This is a genomic window from Kitasatospora sp. NE20-6, assembly GCF_045862635.1.
On the sequence record NZ_BPRL01000005.1, the window covers coordinates 109949 to 134662 of the forward strand.

General features: G+C 72.9%; 19 protein-coding genes. 12 read left to right on the plus strand and 7 right to left on the minus strand.

All coding sequences use genetic code 11. The features are described 5' to 3' along the window. The first annotated feature begins 388 nt into the window (after positions 1–388). Entirely contained in the window at positions 389–2260 is a 1872-nt protein-coding gene (gene lepA / locus SNE206_RS06060; protein ID WP_407912307.1) for a translation elongation factor 4, read from the plus strand. A gap of 140 nt (positions 2261–2400) precedes the next feature. Here the strand turns inward: lepA and SNE206_RS06065 are convergent, their stop codons facing one another. The 4 genes from SNE206_RS06065 to SNE206_RS06080 form a co-directional block, all read right to left on the minus strand. Beyond that, the gene (locus SNE206_RS06065; protein WP_407912308.1) at positions 2401–3471 is read right to left on the minus strand and encodes an NAD(P)/FAD-dependent oxidoreductase; all 1071 of its coding nucleotides are present in this window, start codon (positions 3469–3471) and stop codon (positions 2401–2403) included. Between the two features lie 134 nt (positions 3472–3605). Further along, positions 3606–4484 carry an RNA polymerase sigma factor SigJ gene (gene sigJ / locus SNE206_RS06070; protein ID WP_407912309.1) on the minus strand — a complete coding sequence of 293 codons (879 nt, stop codon included), beginning with the start codon at positions 4482–4484 and terminating at the stop codon, positions 3606–3608. Positions 4485–4569: 85 nt separating this feature from the next. Further along, on the minus strand, positions 4570–6468 hold the full coding sequence (locus SNE206_RS06075) for an ABC transporter ATP-binding protein (protein WP_407912473.1): 1899 nt from the start codon (positions 6466–6468) through the stop codon (positions 4570–4572). A gap of 80 nt (positions 6469–6548) precedes the next feature. After that, positions 6549–8282 carry an ABC transporter ATP-binding protein gene (locus SNE206_RS06080; protein ID WP_407912310.1) on the minus strand — a complete coding sequence of 578 codons (1734 nt, stop codon included), beginning with the start codon at positions 8280–8282 and terminating at the stop codon, positions 6549–6551. 295 nt (positions 8283–8577) lie between these two features. On the opposite strand from SNE206_RS06080, the gene SNE206_RS06085 reads away from it, so the two are divergent. Genes SNE206_RS06085 through SNE206_RS06095 form a run of 3 tightly spaced genes read left to right on the plus strand, consistent with a single transcriptional unit; the run spans position 8578 to position 12359 of the window. Next, the gene (locus tag SNE206_RS06085; RefSeq protein ID WP_407912311.1) at positions 8578–10476 is read left to right on the plus strand and encodes an AMP-dependent synthetase/ligase; all 1899 of its coding nucleotides are present in this window, start codon (positions 8578–8580) and stop codon (positions 10474–10476) included. 55 nt (positions 10477–10531) lie between these two features. Next, the gene (hemW, locus tag SNE206_RS06090; RefSeq protein ID WP_407912312.1) at positions 10532–11761 is read left to right on the plus strand and encodes a radical SAM family heme chaperone HemW; all 1230 of its coding nucleotides are present in this window, start codon (positions 10532–10534) and stop codon (positions 11759–11761) included. Between the two features lie 40 nt (positions 11762–11801). Continuing rightward, positions 11802–12359 carry a Uma2 family endonuclease gene (locus tag SNE206_RS06095; RefSeq protein ID WP_407912313.1) on the plus strand — a complete coding sequence of 186 codons (558 nt, stop codon included), beginning with the start codon at positions 11802–11804 and terminating at the stop codon, positions 12357–12359. A 7-nt stretch (positions 12360–12366) separates the two neighbouring features. Here the strand turns inward: SNE206_RS06095 and SNE206_RS06100 are convergent, their stop codons facing one another. The 3 genes from SNE206_RS06100 to htpX are packed head-to-tail and all read right to left on the minus strand — an operon-like array spanning position 12367 to position 14773. Next, positions 12367–13194 (minus strand): DUF3097 domain-containing protein, encoded by an 828-nt coding sequence (locus tag SNE206_RS06100; protein ID WP_407912314.1) that lies wholly within the window; start codon positions 13192–13194, stop codon positions 12367–12369. Between the two features lie 58 nt (positions 13195–13252). After that, positions 13253–13837, minus strand: coding sequence for a PspA-associated protein PspAB (pspAB, locus tag SNE206_RS06105; protein ID WP_407912315.1), 585 nt, complete (start codon positions 13835–13837; stop codon positions 13253–13255). Between the two features lie 12 nt (positions 13838–13849). Next, complete coding sequence (gene htpX / locus SNE206_RS06110) at positions 13850–14773, minus strand: zinc metalloprotease HtpX (RefSeq protein WP_407912316.1); 924 nt, start codon at positions 14771–14773, stop codon at positions 13850–13852. A gap of 276 nt (positions 14774–15049) precedes the next feature. On the opposite strand from htpX, the gene hrcA reads away from it, so the two are divergent. The 8 genes from hrcA (at position 15050) to ybeY (ending at position 24704) form a co-directional block, all read left to right on the plus strand. Beyond that, positions 15050–16072 (plus strand): heat-inducible transcriptional repressor HrcA, encoded by a 1023-nt coding sequence (hrcA, locus tag SNE206_RS06115; RefSeq protein ID WP_407912474.1) that lies wholly within the window; start codon positions 15050–15052, stop codon positions 16070–16072. 72 nt (positions 16073–16144) lie between these two features. Next, positions 16145–17284: a molecular chaperone DnaJ gene (gene dnaJ / locus SNE206_RS06120; protein WP_407912317.1), complete on the plus strand. Its 1140-nt coding sequence runs from the start codon at positions 16145–16147 to the stop codon at positions 17282–17284. 127 nt (positions 17285–17411) lie between these two features. Beyond that, complete coding sequence (locus SNE206_RS06125; RefSeq protein WP_407912318.1) at positions 17412–18161, plus strand: 16S rRNA (uracil(1498)-N(3))-methyltransferase; 750 nt, start codon at positions 17412–17414, stop codon at positions 18159–18161. A 113-nt stretch (positions 18162–18274) separates the two neighbouring features. Further along, entirely contained in the window at positions 18275–21493 is a 3219-nt protein-coding gene (locus tag SNE206_RS06130) for a PDZ domain-containing protein (protein WP_407912319.1), read from the plus strand. Positions 21494–21621: 128 nt separating this feature from the next. Further along, positions 21622–21981 (plus strand): histidine triad nucleotide-binding protein, encoded by a 360-nt coding sequence (locus SNE206_RS06135; RefSeq protein WP_405013381.1) that lies wholly within the window; start codon positions 21622–21624, stop codon positions 21979–21981. A gap of 1 nt (position 21982) precedes the next feature. Next, positions 21983–22903, plus strand: a complete 921-nt coding sequence (locus tag SNE206_RS06140; protein WP_407912320.1) for a ribonuclease Z — start codon at positions 21983–21985, stop codon at positions 22901–22903. 191 nt (positions 22904–23094) lie between these two features. Next, positions 23095–24195 carry a PhoH family protein gene (locus SNE206_RS06145; protein WP_407912321.1) on the plus strand — a complete coding sequence of 367 codons (1101 nt, stop codon included), beginning with the start codon at positions 23095–23097 and terminating at the stop codon, positions 24193–24195. Between the two features lie 14 nt (positions 24196–24209). Continuing rightward, positions 24210–24704 carry an rRNA maturation RNase YbeY gene (gene ybeY / locus SNE206_RS06150; RefSeq protein ID WP_407912322.1) on the plus strand — a complete coding sequence of 165 codons (495 nt, stop codon included), beginning with the start codon at positions 24210–24212 and terminating at the stop codon, positions 24702–24704. Positions 24705–24714 lie beyond the last annotated feature (10 nt).

Here is a 24714-nt window from a genome sequence, read left to right on the forward strand (position 1 = left end):
TTCCGTGACCTGCTGAGAGGGCATGCCGAAGGCGGGGTGCAGCGCCCCACGCTACCAGGGGCGGTCGGCCGTCCCCAAACCGGCCGCGCCCGTGCAGCCGGCCGGCGGTCCCTCCCTTGCGCGGAGCGCCGCCGACCCTCCGCCGACTCCCCGCGGAGCGGCGCCGACCCTCCGCGGAGCGCCGCCGGGCCCCGGTGGGGGCGGAGGAGCGGAGGTCCTTCCGTGCCCGTCCGGCCGGGCGGAAGAGCTGGCCGCCACGGCGCCCCGGGCTCGTGGGAGGATGGGGGGAGCCATACATCGATCGGACGAGCCCGTCCGGTCCCCGGGAAGCCGGTCAGCGATGACCCGGACACCCCGGCCCCCGGACCACACGGAGAATCGGACCAAGGTGCCCGCGACCCCCAGCAACGTGCCACAGCCCAGCCGGACCGACCCGGCGGTGATCCGCAACTTCTGCATCATCGCCCACATCGACCACGGCAAGTCGACGCTCGCCGACCGGATGCTGCAGATCACCGGTGTCGTCGACCCCCGGCAGATGCGCGCCCAGTACCTCGACCGCATGGACATCGAGCGTGAGCGCGGCATCACCATCAAGTCGCAGGCGGTCCGCCTCCCGTGGGCGCCGCTGACCGGTGCCAACACCGGGAACACGCACATCCTGAACATGATCGACACCCCGGGCCACGTCGACTTCACGTACGAGGTGTCCCGTTCGCTGGCCGCCTGCGAGGGCACCGTCCTCGTGGTCGACGCGGCGCAGGGCATCGAGGCGCAGACCCTCGCCAACCTGTACCTGGCGCTGGAGAACGACCTCACGATCATCCCGGTCCTCAACAAGATCGACCTGCCGGCCGCCCAGCCGGAGAAGTACGCCGCGGAGATCGCGCACATCATCGGCTGCGACCCGTCGGACGTGCTCAAGGTCAGCGCCAAGACCGGCCTGGGCGTCGAGGACCTGCTCGACCACATCGTCGACAACATCCCGGCCCCGGTCGGCGTCAAGGACGCCCCGGCCCGCGCGATGATCTTCGACTCGGTCTACGACTCCTACCGCGGCGTGGTCACCTACGTCCGTGTCGTCGACGGCCAGCTCACCAAGCGTGAGCGCATCGCGATGATGTCGACCGGCGCGACGCACGAGCTGCTGGAGATCGGCGTCATCTCGCCGGAGCCCAAGGTCGCGGACGGCCTCGGCGTCGGCGAGGTGGGCTACATCATCACCGGTGTGAAGGACGTCCGGCAGTCCAAGGTCGGTGACACGATCACCTCGATGCACAAGGGTGCGACCGAGGCGCTGGGCGGCTACAAGGACCCGCGTCCGATGGTGTTCTCGGGCCTGTACCCGCTGGACGGCTCGGACTACCCGCTGCTGCGCGACGCCCTCGACAAGCTGCGCCTGAACGACGCCGCGCTGGTCTACGAGCCGGAGACCTCGGTCGCGCTCGGCTTCGGCTACCGCTGCGGCTTCCTCGGCCTGCTGCACCTGGAGATCATCCGGGAGCGGCTGGAGCGCGAGTTCAACCTCGACCTGATCTCCACCGCCCCGAACGTGATCTACCGGGTGGTGATGGAGGACGGCACCGAGCACACCGTCACCAACCCGAGCGAGTTCCCGACCGGCAAGATCTCCGAGGTCCACGAGCCGGTGGTGCGCGGCACCATCCTGGCGCCGAACGAGTTCGTCGGCGCGATCATGGAGCTCTGCCAGGGCCGCCGCGGCAACCTCCAGGGCATGGACTACCTCTCCGAGGACCGCGTCGAGCTGCGCTACACCCTCCCGCTCGCGGAGATCGTCTTCGACTTCTTCGACCACCTGAAGTCCAAGACCCGCGGCTACGGCTCCTTCGACTACGAGCCGATCGGCGAGCAGGCGGCCGACCTCGTCAAGGTCGACATCCTGCTGCACGGCGACGCGGTCGACGCGTTCTCCGCGATCGTGCACAAGGACAAGGCGTACAACTACGGCGTGATGATGGCCGGCAAGCTGCAGAAGCTGATTCCGCGGCAGCAGTTCGAGGTGCCGATCCAGGCGGCCATCGGCTCCCGGGTCATCGCCCGTGAGACCGTCCGCGCCATCCGCAAGGACGTCCTCGCCAAGTGCTACGGCGGTGACATCTCGCGTAAGCGGAAGCTGCTGGAGAAGCAGAAGGAGGGCAAGAAGCGGATGAAGATGGTCGGCCGCGTGGAGGTCCCGCAGGAGGCCTTCATCGCCGCGCTGTCCACCGACGCCGAGGCCCCCAAGGGCGAGAAGAAGTAGCGCCCGCCCGGTACCGCGAGGGCCGCCGCACCGCACGTCGGAGTCGATCCGACGTGCGGTGCGGCGGCCCTCCGCCGTTCCGGGAACCAGGCAACCAGGAGCCACCGCCTCCCGCCGGACCCCCGCCCCGCCCCCGCCGCTCAGCGCAGCCCGGTCACCACGCCGTTGACGATCAGGGTCTTGGTGAGCCGTCCGGCCGCCCCGGTGAGCACCGCCGGCCGCATCGCGTCGTCGGCGCGGACCAGCTGCACCAAGGCCTCCCGCCGGCCCAGGCTGAGGCAGTGCACGACGTACCGGAAGGTGAACGGCTCGGTGGTGCGTCCGCCGAGCAGCCGTCCGAGGTAGCGGCCCATCGGCTGGGCGGTGACGCAGCCCATCCGCAGCCGGCCGGTGCCGGGCAGGTCGACGGCGGCGGCGTCGCCGACGACGTGGACGTCCGGGTGGGAGACGGAGCGGAGCTGCCCGTCGACCACGGCCCGGCCGTCCGGGGCGACGGCGAGGCCGGCCCGGGCGGCGAGCGGGTGCGGTTCCATCGAGGCGGCCCAGACGGTGAGGTCGGCGGGGACCGGCCCGGTCGCGGTGCGCAGCCCGTCGGGGCCGACGCCGGTGACCTCGGTGTGCTCGTGCAGCCGGACGCCGAGCCGTGCCAGCACGGCCAGTACGTGGCCGCGCCCCTTGGGGGAGAGCCAGCCGCCGATCCGCTCCGCGGAGACGAGTGCGATCCGCCAGGCCGGGTGCGCCTCGGCGAGTTCCGTGGCGAGTTCGATGCCGGTGGCGCCGCCGCCGACCACGGCGATCGTGCCGGGCGCGGGGGCGTCGGCGATGCGCTGCCGCAGCTCGGCGGCGCGCTCGGCGGGGTAGGTGTGCTCGGCGGCCCCGGGGACGCCGTGGAAGGCGGTGCGGCTGCCGAGGGCGTACACCAGGGTGTCGTACGCGAGGGGTGCGCCGGAGTCGAGGAACACCTTGCGGGCGGTCAGGTCGATCTCGGTGACGCGGGCCTGCCGGTGGGTCACCCGGCGTCCGCGGAGCACGTGGGCGATGTCGGGCCGGTGTTCCGGCCGGCCGGCGGCGGCCTCGTGCTGGCGTACCCGGTGCAGGAACCGGGCCTCCGGTGCGACGAGGGTGACCGGCCTGTTCCGGCCGATGCGGTTGGCGGCGGTCAGTCCGGCGTACCCGGCCCCCACCACGACGATGCGCTGCTGCTCGGTCATCCGTCGGTCCTCCGATGCGGTCGGCCTGCCTCGCGGGCGGCCTGCGGACGCTGCTCGGAAGGGGGACGACGCAGCGGGCGCGGCTGTGACCGTGATCCGGGTCACAGTCGCGCCCGGGGGTGGGGAGCGGCCGGTCAGCCCAGGTGGGAGAGCTTCTCCGGGTTGACGACGACGTACGTCTCGGCGATCCGGCCGTCCGTCACGGTGAAGGCCATCACGCCGGCGATCCGGTCCGGGGCGGAGAGGAAGAGGAGGCCGGGTTCGCCGTTGACCAGCACGTGCGCGTAGGAGGACTCCGGGGTGTACCACCGGGTGACCAGGCCGGCGACGAGGCGGGAGACCTTGTCGGCGCCGTACACGGGCCGGGCGCCGGCGGAGACGACGCCGCCGCCGTCGGAGTGCCAGACGACGTCCGGGTCGAGGACGGCGAGCAGGGCCTGGAGGTCGCCGCGGGCGGTCGCGGCGGCGAAGGCGGTGACGGCCTGCCGGTGTTCGGCGGGGTCGACGGTGCCGCGGCGGCCGCCCTCGCGGACCCGGCGGCGGGCGCGCGAGGCGAGCTGCCGGGCGGCCTGCGGGGTGCGGTCGAGGGTGGTGGCGATCTCGTCGAAGCCGACCGAGAAGACGTCGTGCAGCACGAACGCGGCGCGTTCGGCGGGGGAGAGCTGTTCCATGACGGCGAGCACGGCCAGCGAGACCGATTCGCCGAGTTCGGCGAGTTCGTCGGGGGTGGCGTCGGTGGAGACGACCGGTTCGGGCAGCCACTCGCCGAAGTACGCCTCGCGGCGGGCCCGGGCGGAGCCGAGCTGGTCGTAGCAGAGCCGTGTGACGACGGTGGTGAGGTAGGCGCGCGGGTCGTCGACGCCGGCCCGGTCGACGCCCTGCCAGCGCAGCCAGGCTTCCTGGAGCACGTCCTGGGCGTCGGCGAGGGAGCCCAGCAGCCGGTACGCCACGGCGCCGAGGTAGCGGCGCTGGGCCTCGAAGGCGTCGATGGCGGTCTGGTCGACGTCGGTCACCCGACCACCGTAGCGCGGCCCGGCACGCGGGAGGGGGGAGACCCGGACGGACCGGACCTCCCCCCTCCCGTACGCGGCGGGGCCGTCAGTCGACCTCGGCCACGGCCTCGGCGAACTGCGCCTGGTACAGCCGGGCGTAGGCGCCCTCGGCGCTGATCAGCTCGTCGTGCGTGCCCTGCTCGACGATCGATCCGTTCTCCATCACCAGGATGACGTCGGCGTCGCGGATGGTGGAGAGCCGGTGGGCGATGACGAAGCTGGTCCGCCCGGTGCGCAGGCGGGCCATGGCGCGCTGGATCAGCACCTCGGTGCGGGTGTCGACCGAGCTGGTCGCCTCGTCCAGCACGAGGATGCTGGGCTGGGCGAGGAACGCGCGGGCGATGGTGATCAGCTGCTTCTCGCCGGTGCTGACGCCGGCGCCCTCGTCGTCGATGACCGTGTCGTACCCGTCGGGCAGGGTGCGCACGAAGCGGTCGACGTGGGCGGCCTTCGCGGCGTCGACGACCTGTTCGCGGGTGGCGCCGTCGGCGCCGTAGGCGATGTTGTCGGCGATGCTGCCGCCGAACAGCCAGGTGTCCTGGAGCACCATGCCGATGCCGGAGCGGAGCTCCTCGCGGGACATCGCGGCGACGTCGACGCCGTCGAGGGTGATCCGGCCGGCGCTGACCTCGTAGAAGCGCATCAGCAGGTTGACCATGGTGGTCTTGCCGGCGCCGGTGGGTCCGACGATGGCGACGGTCTGGCCGGGCTCGACCTTCAGCGACAGGCCGTCGATGAGGGGCTTGTCGGGCTCGTACCGGAAGGACACGTCCTCGAAGGCGACCCGGCCGGAGAGCTCGGCGGGGCGTTCCGGCATGGCCGGTTCGGCGCTCTGCTCCGGGGCGTCGAGGAGTTCGAAGACGCGCTCGGCGGAGGCCACGCCGGACTGCACCAGGTTGGCCATGGAGGCGACCTGGGTGAGCGGCTGGCTGAACTGCCGGGAGTACTGGATGAACGCCTGCACGTCGCCGATCGACAGGGCGCCGCCGGCCACCCGCAGGCCGCCGACCACGGCGACCAGCACGTAGTTGAGGTTGCCGATCAGCATCATGGCCGGCTGGATGATGCCGGAGATGAACTGCGCGCGGTAGCTGGACTCGAACAGCGCCTCGTTCTCCACGGCGAAGACCTTCGCGGCCTCCTGCTGGCGGCCGAAGACCTTCACCAGCGCGTGGCCGGTGTACATCTCCTCGATGTGCGCGTTGAGCGCGCCGGTGGTCTTCCACTGGGCGACGAACTGCGGCTGCGCCCGCTTGCCGACGCGGGCGGCCACGACGACCGACAGCGGCACGGAGATCAGGGCGATCAGCGCCAGCAGCGGGGAGATCCAGAACATCATCGCGAGCACGCCGACGATGGTCAGCAGCGAGTTCACGACCTGGCCCATGGTCTGCTGCATGGACTGGCCGATGTTGTCGATGTCGTTGGTGACCCGGCTGAGCACCTCGCCGCGCGGCTGCCTGTCGAAGTAGCTGAGCGGCAGCCGGGCGATCTTCGACTCGACGTCCTGGCGGAGCCGGTAGACGGTGCGCTGGATGGCGGTGGTGGCCAGCCGTCCCTGGAGGATGCCGAAGACGGCGGAGACGACGTAGATGCCCAGCACCCAGAGCAGCACCGTGCCGATGGCGTCGAAGTCCATGCCCTGGCCGGGCGTGAACGGCACGGTGGAGAGCATGTCGGCGACGGCGCCGTCGCCGCGCTGCTGCAGGCTCTCCAGGACCTGCTGCTTGCTGACGCCGGCCGGGCTCTGCGCGCCGACCACGCCGGCGAAGATCAGGTCGGTGGCGCGGCCGAGGACGTACGGGCCGGCCACGGCGCAGCCGATGCTGACGACGCCGAGGGCGAGGACGCCGTACAGCAGGGTGCGCTGCGGCCGGAGCATGGCGAGCAGGCGCCTGCTGGAGCCCTTGAAGTCCATGGACTTCTCGGTGCCCTGGCCGCCCATGAACCGGCCGGGGCCGGCCGGGCCGCGGCGGGCGGCGGCCTCCTGCGAGGCGCTGGGCTTCGCCGGCTTGCCGGGGCTGGTCACGCCGCCTCCTGTTCGGTGAGCTGGGAGAGGACGATCTCCCGGTAGGTCGGGTTGTCGGCCATGAGTTCCTGGTGGGTTCCGGTGCCGACGACCGCGCCCTCGTCGAGGACGATGATGCGGTCGGCGTCGCGGATGGTGGAGACGCGCTGGGCGACGATCACCACGGTGGCGTCGGAGGTCTCCGCGGCCAGGGCCCGGCGCAGCTTGGCGTCGGTGGCGTAGTCGAGCGCGGAGAACGAGTCGTCGAAGAGGTAGATCTCCGGCTTGCGGACGAGCGCGCGGGCGATGGCGAGCCGCTGGCGCTGGCCGCCGGAGACGTTGGTGCCGCCCTGGGCGATCGGGGCGTCGAGGCCCTCGGGGAACTTCTCGACGAAGTCCTTGGCCTGGGCGGTCGCGAGGGCCTGCCACAGTTCCTCGTCGGTGGCGTCGGGCCGGCCGTGGCGCAGGTTGCTGGCGACGGTGCCGGAGAAGAGGTACGGCTTCTGCGGGACGAAGCCGATGACGCCGGAGAGCGTGAGCGGGTCGATCTCGCGGACGTCGACGCCGTTGACGAGCACCTGGCCGCCGGTGGCGTCGAAGAGCCGCGGGACGAGACCGAGCAGGGTCGACTTGCCGGCGCCGGTGGAGCCGATGACGGCGGTGGTCTCGCCGGGCCGGGCGTGGATGTCGATGCCGCGCAGCACGGACGCCTCGGCGCCGGGGTAGCGGAACTCGACGTCGCGCAGTTCGAGCCGGCCGTGCCGCTCCAGGACGGTGACGGGGTGGGCCGGGGGCGTGACGCTGGTCTCGGTGGTCAGCACGTCCTGGATGCGCTCGGCGCAGACCTCGGCGCGCGGCACCATCATGAACATGAAGGTGGCCATCATGACGCTCATGAGGATCTGCATGAGGTAAGAGAGGAAGGCCGTCAGCGCGCCGATCTGCATGCCGCCGCTGTCGATCCGGTGGGCGCCGAACCAGAGCACCGCGACGCTGGAGACGTTCACCACGGACATGACGGCGGGGAACATGAAGGCCATGAGGCGGCCGACCCGCAGGGAGACGTCGGCGAGGTCCTGGTTGGCGGAGGCGAAGCGTTCCTGCTCGTGGCCGTCCTTGACGAACGCCCGGATGACGCGGATGCCGGTGATCTGCTCGCGCAGGATCCGGTTGACGCCGTCGATGCGCTCCTGCATGCCGCGGAACTGCGGGCGGAGGCGGCGGACGAGCAGCACCACGACGATGCCGAGGATCGGGACGACGGCGAGCAGCAGCCCGGAGAGCTGCACGTCCTGGTTGAGCGCCATGACGATGCCGCCGACGCACATGATGGGCGCTGCCACCATCAGGGTGAACGCCATCAGCACCAGCATCTGGACCTGCTGGACGTCGTTGGTGGTCCGGGTGATCAGCGAGGGCGCGCCGAAGTGGCCGAGTTCGCGGGCGGAGAAGCTCTGCACCCGGTCGAAGACGGTGGCGCGGATGTCGCGGCCGACGGCCATCGCGGTGCGTGCGCCGTAGTACACGGCGCCGACCGAGCAGACGGCCTGGGCGAGGGCGACGCCGATCATCACGGCGCCGAGGCGCAGGATGATCCCGGTGTCTCCCTTGATCACGCCGTCGTCGATGATGTCGGCGTTCAGCGTGGGCAGGTAGAGGGCCCCGATGGTGGAGATGAGCTGGAGCAGCACCAGCAGGGAGATCGGTTGGCGGTAGGGCCGTAGGTGGGCCCGCAACAGTCTGATCAGCACCGTGACACTCTCGTCGTCGCCGGGGATGCGCGCATCCTCTTTTGGGTCTACTCGCGACTGGGTATTTCGTGCTAGGACCACATCAGTCGCCGGGGTGGTCCGCAACCGCAGGGTCGCCCTGCACTGCAGGTCCGATGCCGTGCCAGGTGTCCTGACCCTCTTACGGAACTGCTGCGCACCCCCTAGGCTGCTGCCTGGCTCTTGTTACTTGCTGGTTAACAAGGCGGGTCGGTCGGCTGCCCCCACGGCCGCCGTCCTCCCTCACCCTCGACCACCCGCCCCCCGGAGGTCCTCGTTGAGTTCCGTGCAGTCCATGATCGAGCGCCGTCCGCCCTCCGTGGCCCATCTGTTCCTCAGCAGGGTAAACGCCACGCCCGACCTGGAGGCGTACCGCTACCCGGTGCCGGTCGACGAGCATGCCGCGGACGGCGCTCCCGGGGCCGAGCAGTGGCGTTCGCTGACGTGGGCGCAGACCGCGGAACGCGTCAGGGCGGTCGCGGCGGGCCTGATGTCGCTCGGGATCGAGTCCGAGGACCGGGTCGCGCTCTCCTCGGCCACCCGGGTCGAGTGGATCATCGCCGACCTGGGCAACATGTGCGCCGGTGCGGCCACCACGACGGTGTACCCCAGCACCAACGCGGACGAGACCGCGTTCATCCTGGCCAACTCCGGCAGCCGGGCGCTGTTCGCCGAGAACACCAAGCAGCTCGCCAAGGTCGTCGAGACCAGGGCGCAGCTGCCGGGCCTGGAGACCGTGATCCTCTTCGACGCGCCCGACGGGCTGCCGGAGGCCGACGGTCTGACCGTGCTGACCCTGGCCGGGCTGGAGGAGCGCGGCGCCGCCTGGCTGGCGGACCACCCGGACGCCGTCGAGAAGTCCGTCGACTCGCTGCAGCCCGAGCAGCTCGCCACCCTCATCTACACCTCCGGCACGACCGGCCGCCCCAAGGGCGTGCGGCTGGTGCACGACTGCTGGGCGTACGAGGCGGTGGCGCAGGAGGAGAGCGGGCTGCTGCGCGCGGACGACGTGCAGTTCATGTGGCTGCCGCTGTCGCACGTGTTCGGCAAGACGCTGATCTCCGGGCAGATCGCCACCGGCCACGTGATGGCCGTGGACGGCCGGGTCGACCGCATCATCCACAACCTGCCGGCGATCCGCCCGACCCTGATGGCGTCCGCGCCGCGGATCTTCGAGAAGGTCTACAACGGCATCGCGGGCAAGGCCCGGGCCGAGGGCGGCGCCAAGTACAAGATCTTCCAGTGGGCCGCGGGCGTGGCGCGCGACCACGCGCGCACCACCCAGGCCAACGAGATCGCGACCGGCCGCGCGACCGCCCCGCTGGGGCTGAGGGTGCAGCACGCGATCGCCGACAAGCTGGTCTACGCGAAGATCCGGGGCGCGTTCGGCGGCCGGATGCGCGGCTCGGTCTCCGGCAGCGCCGCGCTGGCCCCCGAGATCGGCTTCTTCTTCATGGGCGCGGGCGTGCCGATCCTGGAGGGCTACGGCCTCACCGAGACCTCGGCCGGCTCCACCGTGAACCGGGAGGGCCACGTGCGGGTCGGCACGGTCGGCCTGCCGCTGCCCGGCACCGAGGTGCGGATCGCCGAGGACGGCGAGATCCTGCTGCGCGGCCCCGGCGTGATGCGCGGCTACCACGAGATGCCCGAGCAGACCGCCGAGGTGCTGGAGAGCGACGGCTGGTTCCACACCGGCGACATCGGCGAGCTCGACAAGGACGGCTACCTGCGGATCACCGACCGCAAGAAGGACATGTTCAAGACCTCCGGCGGCAAGTACGTCGCGCCGAGCGAGGTCGAGGGCAAGTTCAAGGCGGTCTGCCCGTTCGTCAGCAACATCCTGGTCATCGGCAACCAGCGGAACTTCTGCACCGCGCTGATCGGCCTCGACGAGGCCGTGATCATGCCGTGGGCCGCCGAGCACGGCCTGGCGGGCAAGTCGTACGCCGAGGTCGTCGGCGCCCCCGAGACGCACGAGCTGATCGCGGGCTTCGTGCAGCGCCTCAACGGCGACCTGCAGCGCTGGCAGACGATCAAGAAGTTCACGCTGCTCCCGCGGGACCTCGACATCGAGCACGGCGAGCTCACGCCCAGCCTCAAGATCAAGCGCCCGGTCGTCGAGCGCACCTACGCCGACGCCATCACCGGGATGTACGCCGGCGCCAACGAGGCCTGACCGCCCCGTCCCGTACGGCGCCGGGGCAACCCGAGCCGTACGGGACAATGGGGTCATGCCCTCCGCACTCCCCGACGGCGAACCCGTGCCGTCCGACGGTTCGCTGCCCTCCTCCGCCCTCGCCGGGCTCGGCAGCCGGCCGTTCGGCTTCTACCTGCACGTGCCGTACTGCGCCAGCCGCTGCGGCTACTGCGACTTCAACACGTACACCGCCACCGAACTGCGCAGCTCCGGCGCCGTCGCCTCGCAGGAGACGTACGCCGACAACGTGATCGCCGAGATCCGGCACGCCCGGGCGGTCCTCGGCGACACCGACCTGCCCGTGCGGACCGTCTTCCTCGGCGGCGGCACGCCCACCCTGCTGCCCGCCCGCGACCTGGTGCGGATGCTCGCCGCCCTGCGCGAGGAGTTCGGCCTCGCCGAGGGCGCGGAGGTCACGACCGAGGCCAACCCCGAGTCGGTCGGCCCGGCCTACCTGGAGGAGCTCCGGGCGGGCGGCTACAACCGGGTCTCCTTCGGCATGCAGTCGGCCCGCCGCCACGTGCTGCAGGTGCTCGACCGCCACCACACGCCGGGCCGCCCGGAGGCCTGCGTCGCCGAGGCCCGCGCGGCCGGCTTCGACCACGTCAACCTCGACCTCATCTACGGCACCCCCGGCGAGTCCGACGACGACTGGCGGGCCTCCCTCGACGCCGCGATCGGCGCGGGCCCGGACCACGTCTCCGCCTACTCCCTCATCGTCGAGGACGGCACCCGCCTCGCCGCCCGCGTGAAGCGCGGCGAGCTGCCGATGATCGACGACGACGTGCACGCCGACCGCTACCTCATCGCCGAGCAGGCGCTCTCCGCCGCCGGCTACGCCTGGTACGAGGTCTCCAACTGGGCCACCACGCCCGAGGGCCGCTGCCGCCACAACGAGCTCTACTGGACGGGCGCCGACTGGTGGGGCGCCGGGCCGGGCGCCCACAGCCACGTCGGCGGCGTCCGCTGGTGGAACGCCAAGCACCCCGCGGCGTACGCGCAGGCCCTCGCCGAGGGCCGCACCCCCGCCCTGGGCCGCGAGGTCCTCGCCGACGAGGACCGCCGCGTCGAGCGCATCCTGCTGGAGCTGCGCCTCGTCGACGGCTGCCCGCTCGACCTGCTCACCGCCACCGGCCGCAAGGCCGCCGCCACCGCCCTCGCCGACGGCCTCCTCGACCCCGCCGCCCACGCCGACGGCCGCGCCGCCCTCACCCTCCGCGGACGGCTCCTCGCCGACGCCGTGGTACGTGACCTCGTCGACTGACGGCCGTTACCTTGGTAGCAGCCGTCCGAGGGAGCGAGTGATGACTGCCGTTGACGACCGGGTGAGTGCGATCTACGAGAGCCTCGACGTCCCGGAGGGGTTCAAGGCCGAGCTCATTCGGGGGGAAATCGTGATGATGGCGGGGCCGGACCGGGTCCACAACTGGATCATCGAGTCGATCCAGGACCAGATCCCGCGCGCGCGCTGGCACCGGGGCCAGACCCAGGACATCGCGATCCCCGGCGAGGTCAGTGAGCCTCAACCCGACCTCGTGGTCTACGAGCGGGGAGCCGTCGACGGTCCGGGTCGCCTCGTCCCGGCGGCTGCCCTGGCCCTGGTCGTCGAGGTCGTCTCCAGGACCAGCGGCGACCGCGACCACCGGACCAAGCGCGAGATGTACGCCGCCGGGAGCATCCCCGCCTACCTGATCGTCGATCCGGTCCAGGGGCAGTGCACCCTGCTCACCGAACCGGCGGACGAGAACGTCAAGGGCCTTCCGGACTACCTGTCCGCGCGGACCAGCCGCTTCGGCGCCGCGGTTCCGCTGGACGTCCTCGGCATCACCCTCGACACCTCGGACTTCCAGACCTTCGACTGACCCGGTCTCAGTCCGGCTGCGTCACGAAGTCGATCAGCTCCTCGACCCGGCCCAGCAGGGCCGGGTCGAGGTCGCGGTAGGAGTCCACCGAGGCGAGGATGCGCCGCCACGCCGCGGGCGGGTCCACGGGCCAGCCCAGGCGGCGGCAGACGCCCTCCTTCCAGACCTCCCCGCGCGGCACCTCCGGCCAGCCGGGGATGCCCACGCTGGACGGCTTCACGGCCTGCCACACGTCGACGTACGGGTGGCCCACCACCAGCACCGACGCACCGGTCACCCGCGCGGCGATCCGGTGCTCCTTGGTGCCCGGCAGCAGGTGGTCGACGAGCACGCCGAGCCGCCGCCCCGGGCCGGGCGCGAACCCGGCGACGATCGCCGGCAGGTCGTCCACGCCCTCCAGGTACTCGACGACCACGCCCTCGATCCGCAGGTCGTCGCCCCAGACCCGTTCGACCAGCTCGGCGTCGTGCCGGCCCTCCACGTAGATCCGCGACTCCCGGGCCACCCGGGCCCGCGCCCCCGGCACCGCGACCGACCCGGAGGCCGTCCGGGCGGGCCCGGCCGCGGGGGCCGCGGCGGCGGGGCGGACGAGCGTCACCACCCGCCCCTCCAGCAGGAAGCCCCGCGGCACCAGCGGGAACACCCGGTGCCTGCCGAAGCGGTCCTCCAGGGTCACGGTGAACCCCTCGGCCGTCCGCTCGCACCGCACGACCGCCCCGCAGTACCCGGTGGCCGCGTCCTCCACCACCAGGTCGCGCTCGGCGGCCACCTCCGGCGCGGGCTGCTGCCGCTTCCACGGCGGGGTCAGATCGGGCCCGTACTCCCTGCTGCGCATGGACGGGAGTCTACGAGCCGGCGCACCGCCCGGCGGATCCCGCGGGCCCGCCGTCCGGCTACAGTCCCGGGGCGCCCCACACCGGGAACCAGCGCGACAGGTCCGACTCGATCCGCAGGTCGTTCGGCAGCATCGCCTTCACCTGCAGCTCCACCGGGCTGTTGCGCTTCTCGCCGCCGCCCGGCACCGGCGCGAACGGGTAGAACGTGCCGCGCTTGTACAGGTAGACCAGGCCCAGCGGCTGCCCGGACGCGTTGCGGAAGCCCACGATCGAGCAGAGCAGCTGCGGGCCGAAACCGTGCGCCTCCAGCTCGCTGTTGACCGCGTGCAGGTCGTTGACCAGGTCGGGCAGCTCCTCCGGGGTGTGCCGGGAGAGGAGCCAGGAGTAGCCGTAGGCGTCCCGGGACGCCTCGACGGGCACGCCGCCGCGTCCGGTGTCGGCGTCCAGCAGGGCCTGCACCTGCTGCTGCACCTCCTCGAAGGCGCCGCCCTCGACGGCCGCGAAGCACACCGCGCCGAGCCCGGTCGGCCGGAAGCCCGCCGCGGCCTCCAGGGTGAGCGCCGCCGACGGGATGCCGAAGAGCTGGTCCAGATCGGGCTCGACGGGCTTGGTACGGCCCAGCAGGGAGTCCAGGAAACCCACGGTGCGCTCCTCTCACCGGCCGAGCTCGGCGGAGATCCGCGCCAGCTGCTCCAGCCGCTGCTCCAGCGACGGGTGGGTCGAGAACAGCTGCGAGGCGGCCTCCCGCGCGCTCAGCGCCGGGGCGAAGTAGAAGGCGTTGTACGGCTGCGACCTGCGCAGGTCCTCGGTGGGGATGGCGGCGATCTGCCCGGTCACCTTCGTCAGTGCGGAGGCGAGCGAGCTGGGCCGGCCGGTCAGCTGGGCGGCGGCCCGGTCGGCGGCGAGCTCCCGGTAGCGGGAGAGCAGCCGGGTCAGCAGGAAGCTGAGGGCGTACACGAGCATGCTGACCAGCGGGACGAGGATCAGCGCGATCGCGGCGTTGGGGTCGTTGTTGTTGCGGTTGCCGCCGCCCAGGAAGCCGCCGTACAGCGCCATGCGGGTGATGAGCCCGGCGAGCACGCCGAGGAACCCCGCGATGGTCATGACGGCCACGTCGCGGTGCGCGACGTGCGACAGCTCGTGGGCGAGCACCCCCTCCAGCTCCTCCGGTTCCAGGCGGCGCAGCAGGCCGGTGGTCACGCACACCACGGCCTTCTGCTGGTTGCGCCCGGTGGCGAAGGCGTTCGGCATGTCGTTGTGGGCCACGGCGATCCGCGGTTTCGGCATGTCGGCGAGGGCGCACAGCCGGTCGACGGTGCCGTGCAGCTGCGGGTACTCCTCGGGGGTCACCGGCCGGGCGCCCATCGCCCGCTCGGTGATCCGGTCGCTGAACCAGAACTGCGCGACGAACAGGCCGCCGGAGATCAGCAGGACGATCGGCCAGGCGCCGCGCAGCAGCACGATCAGCACGCCGGTGAAGCCGACGTACACCAGGCCGATCAGGAACATCGTGACGACCATCCGGCCGGTCAGGCCGCGGTCCGGTGCGAAGCGGGAGTGCTGCCGTGACGACGACATCGCTGCTCCTTCGGTAGCTCGCTCGCCTTCGATGCTGCCACCAGGAGGCGGGGGCGGCGCGGCCCGCGGTCCCGACAATCGGTCGAGGATCACGTGGGCGGCCCGTTCCTGCCGCCGGGGGAGGGCCTTACACTGGCAGGTACGGTTCTGGCACTCTGCCTTCCAGAGTGCCAAAGGACCGGACGGCTACCAGGTCCAACGGGCGGAGACGGAGGTGCGTGCCCCGTGGTCAACGAACGCAGGGTCGACGAGCGCCTGATCGACACGCGTGCCGCCGTGCGCCCGCTCGACGAGCGCAGGCTCGCCGTGCTGCGGGCCATCGTCCAGGACTACGTGGGCACCGAGGAGCCGGTCGGCTCCAAGGCCCTCGTGGAGCGCCACAACCTCGGGGTCTCCCCGGCGACGGTGCGCAACGACATGGCCGCCCTGGAGGAGGACGGTTTCATCCACCAGCCGCACACCAGTGCCGGGCGCATCCCCACCGACAAGGGGTACCGGCTCTTCGTGGACCGGCTGGCCGAGGTGAAGCCGATGACGGCCCCGGAGCGGCGGGCGATCCGGCACTTCCTGGAGGGCGCGGTCGACCTCGACGACGTCGTCGCCCGGACGGTGCGCCTGCTCGCCCAGCTGACCCGGCAGGTCGCCGTGGTGCAGTACCCCTCCCTGACCCGCTCCACCGTGCGGCACGTCGAACTGGTCGCGCTGGCACCCGCGAAGGTGATGCTCGTCCTGATCACCAACACCGGACGGGTGGAGCAGCGGATCGTCGACTGTCCCGGCGCGGTCGGCGAGACCGTCCTGGCCGACCTGCGCGCCAGGCTCAACGCCCAGGCGTGCGGGCAGCGGCTGCCGGACGTCCCGGAGCTCCTGGAGGACCTGCCCGGGTCGTTCGAGCCCGTCGACCGGCCGGCCGTCTCCACCGTGCTCGCCACGCTCTTCGAGACGCTCGCCGAGCAGAACGAGGAGCGCATCATGCTGGCCGGCACGGCCAACCTGACGCGCTTCGGCCACGACTTCCCGCTGACCATCCAGCCGGTGCTCGAAGCACTGGAGGAGCAGGTGGTGCTGCTGCGCCTGCTGGGGGAGACCGCGGAGTCGGGCATGACCGTCCGGATCGGCCGGGAGAACGCGTACGAGGGACTCAATTCCACGTCCGTGGTCTCCGTCGGTTACGGTTCGGGCGACCAGAGCGTGGCAAAACTGGGAGTGATCGGTCCGACCCGGATGGATTACCCCGGCACAATGGGGGCGGTGCGAGCGGTGGCACGGTACGTGGGTCAGATCCTGGCCGAGTCGTAACAACGGCGGCGCGGACACCGCGCGGCCGGTCGGGCGCAAGCACTTCTAGAGGCGGAACAAGCGGAGCATTTGGTGGCCACGGACTACTACGCGGTACTCGGCGTCCGACGGGATGCGGGGCAGGACGAGATCAAGAAGGCGTTCCGGCGCCTCGCGCGTGAACTGCACCCGGACGTCAACCCGGACCCCAAGACCCAGGAGCGGTTCAAGGAGATCAACGCCGCCTACGAGGTGCTGTCGGACCCGGCCAAGCGCCAGGTCTACGACCTCGGCGGCGACCCGCTCTCCCCGAACGGCGGAGGCGGTGGGGCAGGCGGCTTCGGCGCCGCGGGCTTCGGCTTCTCCGACATCATGGACGCCTTCTTCGGCGCGGCCGGGGGCCAGCGCGGACCGCGCTCGCGGACCCGCCGCGGCCAGGACGCCATGATCCGCCTGGAGATCACCCTGGAGGAGGCCGCGTTCGGCACCACCAAGGAGCTCCAGGTCGACACGGCCGTCACCTGTACGACGTGCTCCGGCGAGGGCGCCGCACCCGGCACCTCCGCGCAGACCTGCGACATGTGCCGCGGCAAGGGCGAGGTCTCCCAGGTCACCCGGTCGTTCCTCGGCCAGGTCATGACCTCGCGTCCCTGCCCGCAGTGCCAGGGCTTCGGCACCGTCGTGCCGACCCCGTGCCCGGAGTGCGCCGGCGACGGCCGCGTCCGCGCCCGCCGCACCCTCACCGTCAAGATCCCCGCCGGTGTCGACAACGGCACCCGCATCCAGCTGGCCGGCGAGGGCGAGGTCGGCCCCGGCGGCGGCCCGGCCGGCGACCTGTACGTCGAGATCGCCGAGTCGGCGCACCCGACCTTCCAGCGGCGCGGCGACGACCTGCACTGCACGGTCACCATCCCGATGACGGCGGCCTCGCTCGGCACCCAGGTGCCGCTGCAGACGCTCGACGGGATGGAGGAGGTCGACATCCGGCCCGGCACGCAGTCCGGCCAGTCGATCCCGCTGCACGGCCGCGGCATCACGCACCTGCGCGGGGGCGGCCGGGGCGACCTGATAGTGCACGTCGAGGTGCAGACGCCGACCAAGCTCGACCCTGAGCAGGAGGACCTGCTGCGGCGGCTCGCCGTGCTGCGCGGCGAGGAGCGGCCGTCCGGTCACTTCTCGCCCGGCCAGCAGGGCCTGTTCTCGCGGCTCAAGGACGCCTTCAACGGCCGCTAGGCCGTCGCCTGCACCGACGCGCGGGGCCCGGCCGACCGGCCGGGCCCCGCGGTCGTGCAGCACCCCCGCACCCCCGCCTCCCCGGGCCGCCCGGGGAGGCCCCCCGCACACCAGGAGTGGAGCCGCTGTGACCGCGCCCGTGTTCGTCGTCGAGACCGCGCTGCTGGCCGGGGCCGCCCCGGGATCGGTCGTCCGCCTCGACGGGCCCGAGGGGCGCCACGCCGCCGCGGTGAAGCGGCTGGAGACCGGCGAGGCCGTCACCCTCGCCGACGGCCACGGCCTGGGCGCCGACGGCACCGTCGCCGCGGTGCACGGCAAGGACGCGCTGGACGTCACCGTCGTCACCGTCCGCACCGAGCCGGAGCCGGCCCCCCGCATCGTCGTCGTCCAGGCGCTCCCCAAGGGCGACCGCGGCGAACTCGCCGTGGAGACCATGACCGAGGCCGGCGTCGACGCCGTGATCCCCTGGGCGGCGTCCCGCTGCATCACCCAGTGGAAGGGCGACCGGGGCGCCAAGGCGCTCGCCAAGTGGCGCGCCACCGCCCGCGAGGCCGGCAAGCAGTCCCGCCGGCTGCGCTTCCCCGAGGTGCACGACCTCGTGACCACCCGTCAGCTGACCCCGCTGCTGGCCCGGGCGGCGTTCGCCGCCGTCCTGCACGAGGACGGCGCCCGGCCGCTCGCCACCGCCGAACTCCCCGCCGGCGGCGACATCGTGCTCGTCGTCGGCCCCGAGGGCGGCGTCTCCCCGGACGAACTCGCCGCCTTCGCCGAGGCCGGCGCGGCACCCCACCGGCTCGGCCCGACGGTGCTGCGCACCTCCACCGCCGGGGTGGCGGCCGGTGCGCTGCTGCTCGGCCGCACCGGCCGCTGGTCCTGATCCGGCGTCCGGGCCCGGCCCGTACGCCCCTCCGGCGGGGTCCGCACGACCCGTTCGTACCCTCCTGAAGAAACCGCCTGCGTCGGCGCCGGGCCGTGCCTAGGGTGCTGCCTGTGACCGAACCGCAGAGCACCTCCCACGGCGCCTACCTGCGCCACCCCCACCTGCACGGCGACCTCGTCGCCTTCGTCGCGGAGGACGACGTCTGGCTGGCGCCGCTGGACGGCGGCCGGGCCTGGCGGCTGACGGCGGACCAGACCCCGGCCTCCCACCCGCGCTTCTCCCCGGACGGCGCGCACGTCGCCTGGACCTCGACCCGCGACGGGGCGCCGGAGATCCACGTCGCCCCCGCCGGGGGCGGCCCCGCCCGCCGCCTCACCCACTGGGGCAGCGCCCGCACCCAGCTGCGCGGCTGGACGGCCGACGGCCGCCCGATCGCCGTCACCACCGCCGGGCAGGCCACCCTGCGCCGCAGCTGGGCGTTCGCCGTCCCGCTCGACGGCGGCGAGGCGACCCGCCTACCGTACGGGCCGGTCGGCGGCCTCGCCCTGGAGCCGGGCGGGGACCGGGTGCTGCTGCTGTCGGCGTTCAGCCGCGAGCCCGCGCACTGGAAGCGCTACCGCGGCGGCACCGCCGGGAAGCTGTGGATCGGCACGCGTGACTTCACCCGCGTGCACGCCGACCTCGGCGGCAACATCGAGTCGCCCCTGTGGGTCGGCGGCCGGATCGCCTTCCTCTCCGACCACGAGGGCAGCGGCCGGCTCTACTCCAGCCTCCCCGACGGCACCGACCTGCGGCGGCACAGCGACGGCCCGTTCTACGCCCGCAACGCCACCACCGACGGCACCCGCGTCGTCTGGCACGGCGGCGGCGACCTGTGGCTGCTCGACGACCTCGACGGTGCCGTGCCCCGGCGCCTGGACATCCGCCTCGCCGGGCCGCGCACCCGCCGCCAGCCGCACCCGGTCGCCGCCTCCGGCCACCTCGACGGCGTCGCCCCCGACCGCACCGGCCGGGCCGGCGCGGTCGTCGTCCGCGGCACGGTGCACTGGCTGACGCACCGTGAGGGCCCCGCCCGGGTGCTCGACGACACCCCCGGCGTGCGCGCCCGCCTCGCCCGCGTCGTGCCCGGCGCCGACGGCGCGCAGGGCGTCGTCTGGGTGACCGACGCGGAGGGCGACGACGCCCTGGAGTACGCGCCCGCCGTGCTGGAGCCCGGCCGCCGCCGCCTCGCCGCCGGCCGGCTCGGCCGGGTGCTCGACCTCGTCGCCTCCCCGGACGGCAAGCAGCTCGCCGTGGCCTCCCACGACGGCCGGGTGCTGCTCGTCGCGCTCTCCGACGGCACCGTGCACGAGCTCGCCCGCAGCGAGAACGGCGAGGTCACCGGCCTCGCCTTCAGCCCCGACTCGGGCCGGCTCGCGTGGTCCAGCCCCGTGCTCGGCGCCTGGTCGCTGCGCCAGATCATGCTGGCCGACCTGACCGCCCGCACCGTCAGCGAGGCCACCCAGCAGCGCTTCGTCGACTACTCGCCGGCCTTCACCTCGGACGGCAAGCACCTGGCGTTCCTGTCGGTGCGCAACTTCGACCCGGTCTACGACGTGCACTCCTTCGACCTGTCGTTCCCGACCGGCACCCGCCCGTACCTGATCACGCTCGCCGCGGACACCCCGTCGCCGTTCGGCCCGCAGCGGGCCGGCCGGCCCGTCGGCGGCGAGGACGAGGACGCCAAGCCCGCCGGGAAGGACGCCGGGAAGGCCGAGGACACCGCGCCCGAGCCCACCCGGGTCGACCTGGAGGGCATCGCCGACCGCATCCTGCCGTTCCCCGTGGAGGGCGGCTCCTTCGGCAGCCTGCGGGCGGTCAAGGACGGCGTGGTGTGGACCCGGCTGCCGCTCGTCGGCGAACTGGGCGACAACGCCGCCTCCCTGGAGGACGACCACCCGCGCCCGGCGCTGGAGCACTTCGACCTCGGCAAGCGCCGTGCCCAGGAGATCGTCGCGGGCCTCGACGGCTACGCGGTCAGCGGGGACGGCACCCGCCTCGCGGTCCGCGACGGCGGCGCGCTCAAGATCGTCCCGGCCGACCGCAAGGCCGGCGAGGACGACGAGGTCGACGTCGACCTCGGCCGCCTGCGCGTCACCGTCGACCCGGCCGCCGAGTGGCGCCAGATGTTCGACGAGAACGGCCGCCTGATGCGCGACAACTACTGGCGCGCCGACATGAACGGCGTCGACTGGGCCGGCGTCCTGGACCGCTACCGCCCGCTGGTGGACCGGGCCGGCACGCACGACGACCTCGTCGACCTGCTCTGGGAGACCGTCGGCGAGCTCGGCACCTCCCACGCCTACGTCACCCCGCCCGGCCGCGGCCCGGAGGCCGCCCGCCGGCAGGGCCTGCTCGGCGCGGACCTCGTCCGCGACGGCGACGTCTGGCGCGTCGACCGCATCCTGCCCGGCGAGTCGTCCGACCCGCGGGCCCGCTCGCCGCTGGCCGCGCCGGGCGTCGCCGTCCGGCCCGGCGACGCGGTCCTCGCGGTGGACGGCCGCCCGGTGGACCCCGTCACCGGCCCGGCGCCGCTGCTCGCGGGCACCGCCGGCCGGCCGGTCGAGCTGACCGTCGCCGGCAAGGACGGCACGACCCGCCACCCCGTGGTGGTGCCGCTCGCCGACGAGGAGCCGCTGCGCTACCACGACTGGGTGGCGGGCCGCCGTGCCGAGGTGCGCGAGCGCTCCGGCGGCCGGCTCGGCTACCTCCACGTGCCCGACATGGTCAGCTCCGGCTGGGCGCAGCTCCACCGCGACCTGCGGGTCGAGCTCGCCCGCGAGGGCGTCGTCGTCGACCTGCGGGAGAACCGCGGCGGCCACACCTCGCAGCTCGTCATCGAGAAGCTCAACCGGAAGATCATCGGCTGGGACCGGGCCCGTGACATCGCCAACCCGGACCCGTACCCGGGCGACGCCCCGCGCGGCCCGGTGGTGGCGCTGGCCGACGCGTTCTCCGGGTCCGACGGCGACATCGTCAACGCCGCCATCCAGGCGCTCGGCATCGGCCCGGTCGTCGGCACCCGCACCTGGGGCGGCGTGATCGGCATCGACGGCAAGTACGCGCTCGTCGACGGCACCGCCGTCACCCAGCCCAAGTACGCCTTCTGGCTGGAGGGCTACGGCTGGGGCGTGGAGAACCACGGCGTCGACCCGGACGTCGTCGTGGAGATCGCCCCGCAGGACTGGGCGGCGGGCCGCGACACCCAGCTCGCCGAGGGCGTCCGCCTCGCGCTCGCCGCCCTCGCCGAGCAGCCGGCCCGCACGCCCCCGCCGCTGCCCGGGCTGTAGCGCGCCCGCGGGCGGGGGCGGCCACCGTGCCGTCCCCGCCCCCGGCCGCCGCCTGCCCGGGGGGCGCCTCGGCTAGGCTGCGGACCGTCAGTGACGATCACCAGTGCTCATGACCGAGGAGACCGCTCATGGCCGGCGAGGCCCAGCCCGACTGCCTGTTCTGCAAGATCGTGGCGGGTGACATCCCGGCGACGCTCGTCCGGGAGACCGGGAACACCGTCGCGTTCCGCGACATCAACCCGCAGGCGCCGACCCACGTGCTGGTCATCCCGAAGGTGCACTACCCGAACGCCGCCGCGCTCGCCGCCGCCGAGCCCGCGATCACCGCCGAGCTCCTCACCGAGGCCGGCGAGGTCGCCGCCGACGAGAAGATCGACGGCTCCGGCTACCGCATGATCTTCAACACCGGCGCGGGCGCCGGCCAGACGGTCTTCCACGCGCACGTGCACGTCCTCGGCGGCACCCCGCTCCGCGAGGGCCTGGTCTGACGTGTCGCAGCGCGAACTCGTCGTCCTGGGCACCGCCAGCCAGGTGCCCACCCGGCACCGCAACCACAACGGCTACCTGCTGCGCTGGGACGGCGAGGGCATCCTGTTCGACCCGGGCGAGGGCACCCAGCGGCAGATGCTGCACGCCGGGGTGTCCGCCACCCAGATCACCCGGATCGCGGTCACCCACTTCCACGGCGACCACTGCCTCGGCCTGTCCGGCGTGATCCAGCGGATCAGCCTGGACCGCGTCCCGCACCCGGTCGACGCCTACTACCCCGCCTCCGGCCAGGTCTTCTTCGACCGGCTGCGGTACTCCTCCGCCTACCACGAGAGCGCCGAGCTGCGGCCCCGGCCGATCCTCGACCCCGGCCCGCTGCCGGCGCCCGGCGCGGCGTTCGAGCTCTCCGCGGTACGGCTCTCGCACCCGGTCGAGTCGTTCGGCTACCGCCTCACCGAACCGGACAGCCGCCGCATGATCCCGGAGCGCCTGGCCGCCCTCGGCCTGCGCGGCCCCGCCGTCGGCACCCTCCTGCAGGACGGCCGGATCGAGGCGGGCGGCCGCACGGTCACCCTCGACGAGGTCAGCGAGACCCGCCCCGGGCAGCGCTTCGCCTTCGTCATGGACACCCGGCTGTGCGACGGCGTCGCCGAACTCGCCGACGGGGCGGACCTGCTCGTCGCCGAGGCCACCTTCGCCGACGCGGACGCCCACCTGGCCCGCGAGCACGGCCACCTCACCGCCGGGCAGGCCGGGGCGGTCGCCGCCGAGGCGGGCGTGCGGACCCTCGTCCTCACCCACTTCTCGCAGCGCTACCCGGTGCTCGACCAGCACCTCGCCGAGGCCCGCAAGCAGTTCGACGGCGAGATCGTCGTCGCCGAGGACCTGGCCAGGATCCCGGTGCCGAAGCGCCGGACGTAGCACGGCGGACGAAAACCACTCGCGCAGCCCTGCGCGGTGGCGCACCATCGAACCCGCCGGGCGGTGCCGCGCCGACCCGGTGCCCTGCCCTCCTGGAGAGGGCGCGCGCGGCGTACCCTGGTGACCTCGGACACCCCCGAGCTGCACCCCGAGACGACGGATGGGGATGAGGCAGGCCGCTGTGCCGACCCATGAGTGACACACCGCAGACCCGTACCAACGGACAGCCGCGCCGCGACGCGGAGGCCAGCACCCGGATCGTGATCCCGGAGAAGCATCCCATGGTGACTCTCCTCGGTGCGGCGGACTCCCTCCTGCGCGTGATCGAGCAGGGCTTCCCGCAGACCGACATCCACGTGCGCGGCAACGAGGTCACCGCCACGGGCGACCGCGCCGAGATCCGGATCGTCGAGCAGCTCTTCAACGAGATGATGCTGGTGCTCCGCACCGGCCAACCCCTGACGGAGGACGCCGTGGAGCGCTCCATCGCCATGCTCAGGAGCGCCGCCGACAACCCGGACCACCCGGCGCCCTCCGAGGTGTTCACCGCGAACATCCTCTCCAACCGGGGCCGCACCATCCGCCCCAAGACCCTCAACCAGCAGCGTTACGTCGACGCGATCGACAAGCACACGATCGTCTTCGGCCTCGGCCCGGCGGGCACCGGCAAGACCTACCTGGCGATGGCCAAGGCCGTGCAGGCCCTCCAGGCCAAGGAGGTCAACCGGATCATCCTGACCCGGCCCGCGGTCGAGGCGGGGGAGCGGCTGGGATTCCTGCCCGGCACCCTCTACGAGAAGATCGACCCGTACCTGCGCCCGCTCTACGACGCGCTGCACGACATGATGGACCCGGATTCCATCCCCCGGCTGATGGCCGCCGGCACGATCGAGGTCGCACCGCTCGCGTACATGCGCGGCCGCACCCTCAACGACGCCTTCATCATCCTCGACGAGGCGCAGAACACCTCGCCCGAGCAGATGAAGATGTTCCTGACCCGGCTCGGCTTCAACTCCCGGGTGGTGGTCACCGGCGACACCAGCCAGATCGACCTGCCGGGCGGCACCCGCAGCGGCCTCAAGGTCGTCCAGGAGATCCTCGCCGGCGTACCCGACATCCACTTCTCGGTGCTGACCAGCACCGACGTCGTCCGGCACAAGCTGGTCGGCCGGATCGTCGACGCCTACGAACGCTGGGACGCCCTGCAGGAGTCCGACGAGGCCCCCGCCCGCAAGCCCGTCCAGCGCCGGGGCGCCCGTGCCCCGCGCCAGTCCCATCGCACCGAAAGCTGAGTCACAAGCCCTCCATGTCGATCGACATCGCCAACGAGTCCGGGTGGGACGCCGACGAGGAAGCCATCCTCGACATCGCCCGCTACGCCCTCGACAAGATGCGGATCCACCCGCAGTCCGAGCTCTCCGTGATCCTGGTCGACAGCGACGCCATGTCGGAGCTGCACGTCCAGTGGATGGACCTGCCGGGCCCCACCGACGTGATGTCCTTCCCGATGGACGAGCTCCGTCCCGGCAAGGAGGGCGAGGAGCTGCCGCAGGGACTCCTGGGCGACATCGTGCTCTGCCCCGAGGTCGCCCGGGAGCAGGGCAAGGCCGCGCCGTCGAAGCACTCCATGGACGAGGAGCTGCAGCTCCTCACCGTGCACGGGGTGCTGCACGTGCTCGGCTACGACCACGAGGAGCCGGACGAGGAGCAGGAGATGTTCGGGCTGCAGAAGCGCATCCTGGACGACTGGCGCTCCGGCCGCGGCCTGTCGGGGATCTCCCCGGCGCCGACCGTCCACTGAGGGCCGGCCT

Bases quoted from the DNA above. Each gene is read 5' to 3' on its own strand.
- SNE206_RS06065 (WP_407912308.1), bottom strand. From the start codon at position 3,471: ATGACCGAGCAGCAGCGCATCGTCGTGGTGGGGGCCGGGTACGCCGGA.
- SNE206_RS06075 (WP_407912473.1), bottom strand. From the start codon at position 6,468: ATGGGCGGCCAGGGCACCGAGAAGTCCATGGACTTCAAGGGCTCCAGC.
- hemW (WP_407912312.1), top strand. From the start codon at position 10,532: ATGCCCTCCGCACTCCCCGACGGCGAACCCGTGCCGTCCGACGGTTCG.
- SNE206_RS06095 (WP_407912313.1), top strand. From the start codon at position 11,802: ATGACTGCCGTTGACGACCGGGTGAGTGCGATCTACGAGAGCCTCGAC.
- SNE206_RS06100 (WP_407912314.1), bottom strand. From the start codon at position 13,194: ATGCGCAGCAGGGAGTACGGGCCCGATCTGACCCCGCCGTGGAAGCGG.
- htpX (WP_407912316.1), bottom strand. From the start codon at position 14,773: ATGTCGTCGTCACGGCAGCACTCCCGCTTCGCACCGGACCGCGGCCTG.
- SNE206_RS06135 (WP_405013381.1), top strand. From the start codon at position 21,622: ATGGCCGGCGAGGCCCAGCCCGACTGCCTGTTCTGCAAGATCGTGGCG.
- SNE206_RS06145 (WP_407912321.1), top strand. From the start codon at position 23,095: ATGAGTGACACACCGCAGACCCGTACCAACGGACAGCCGCGCCGCGAC.
- ybeY (WP_407912322.1), top strand. From the start codon at position 24,210: ATGTCGATCGACATCGCCAACGAGTCCGGGTGGGACGCCGACGAGGAA.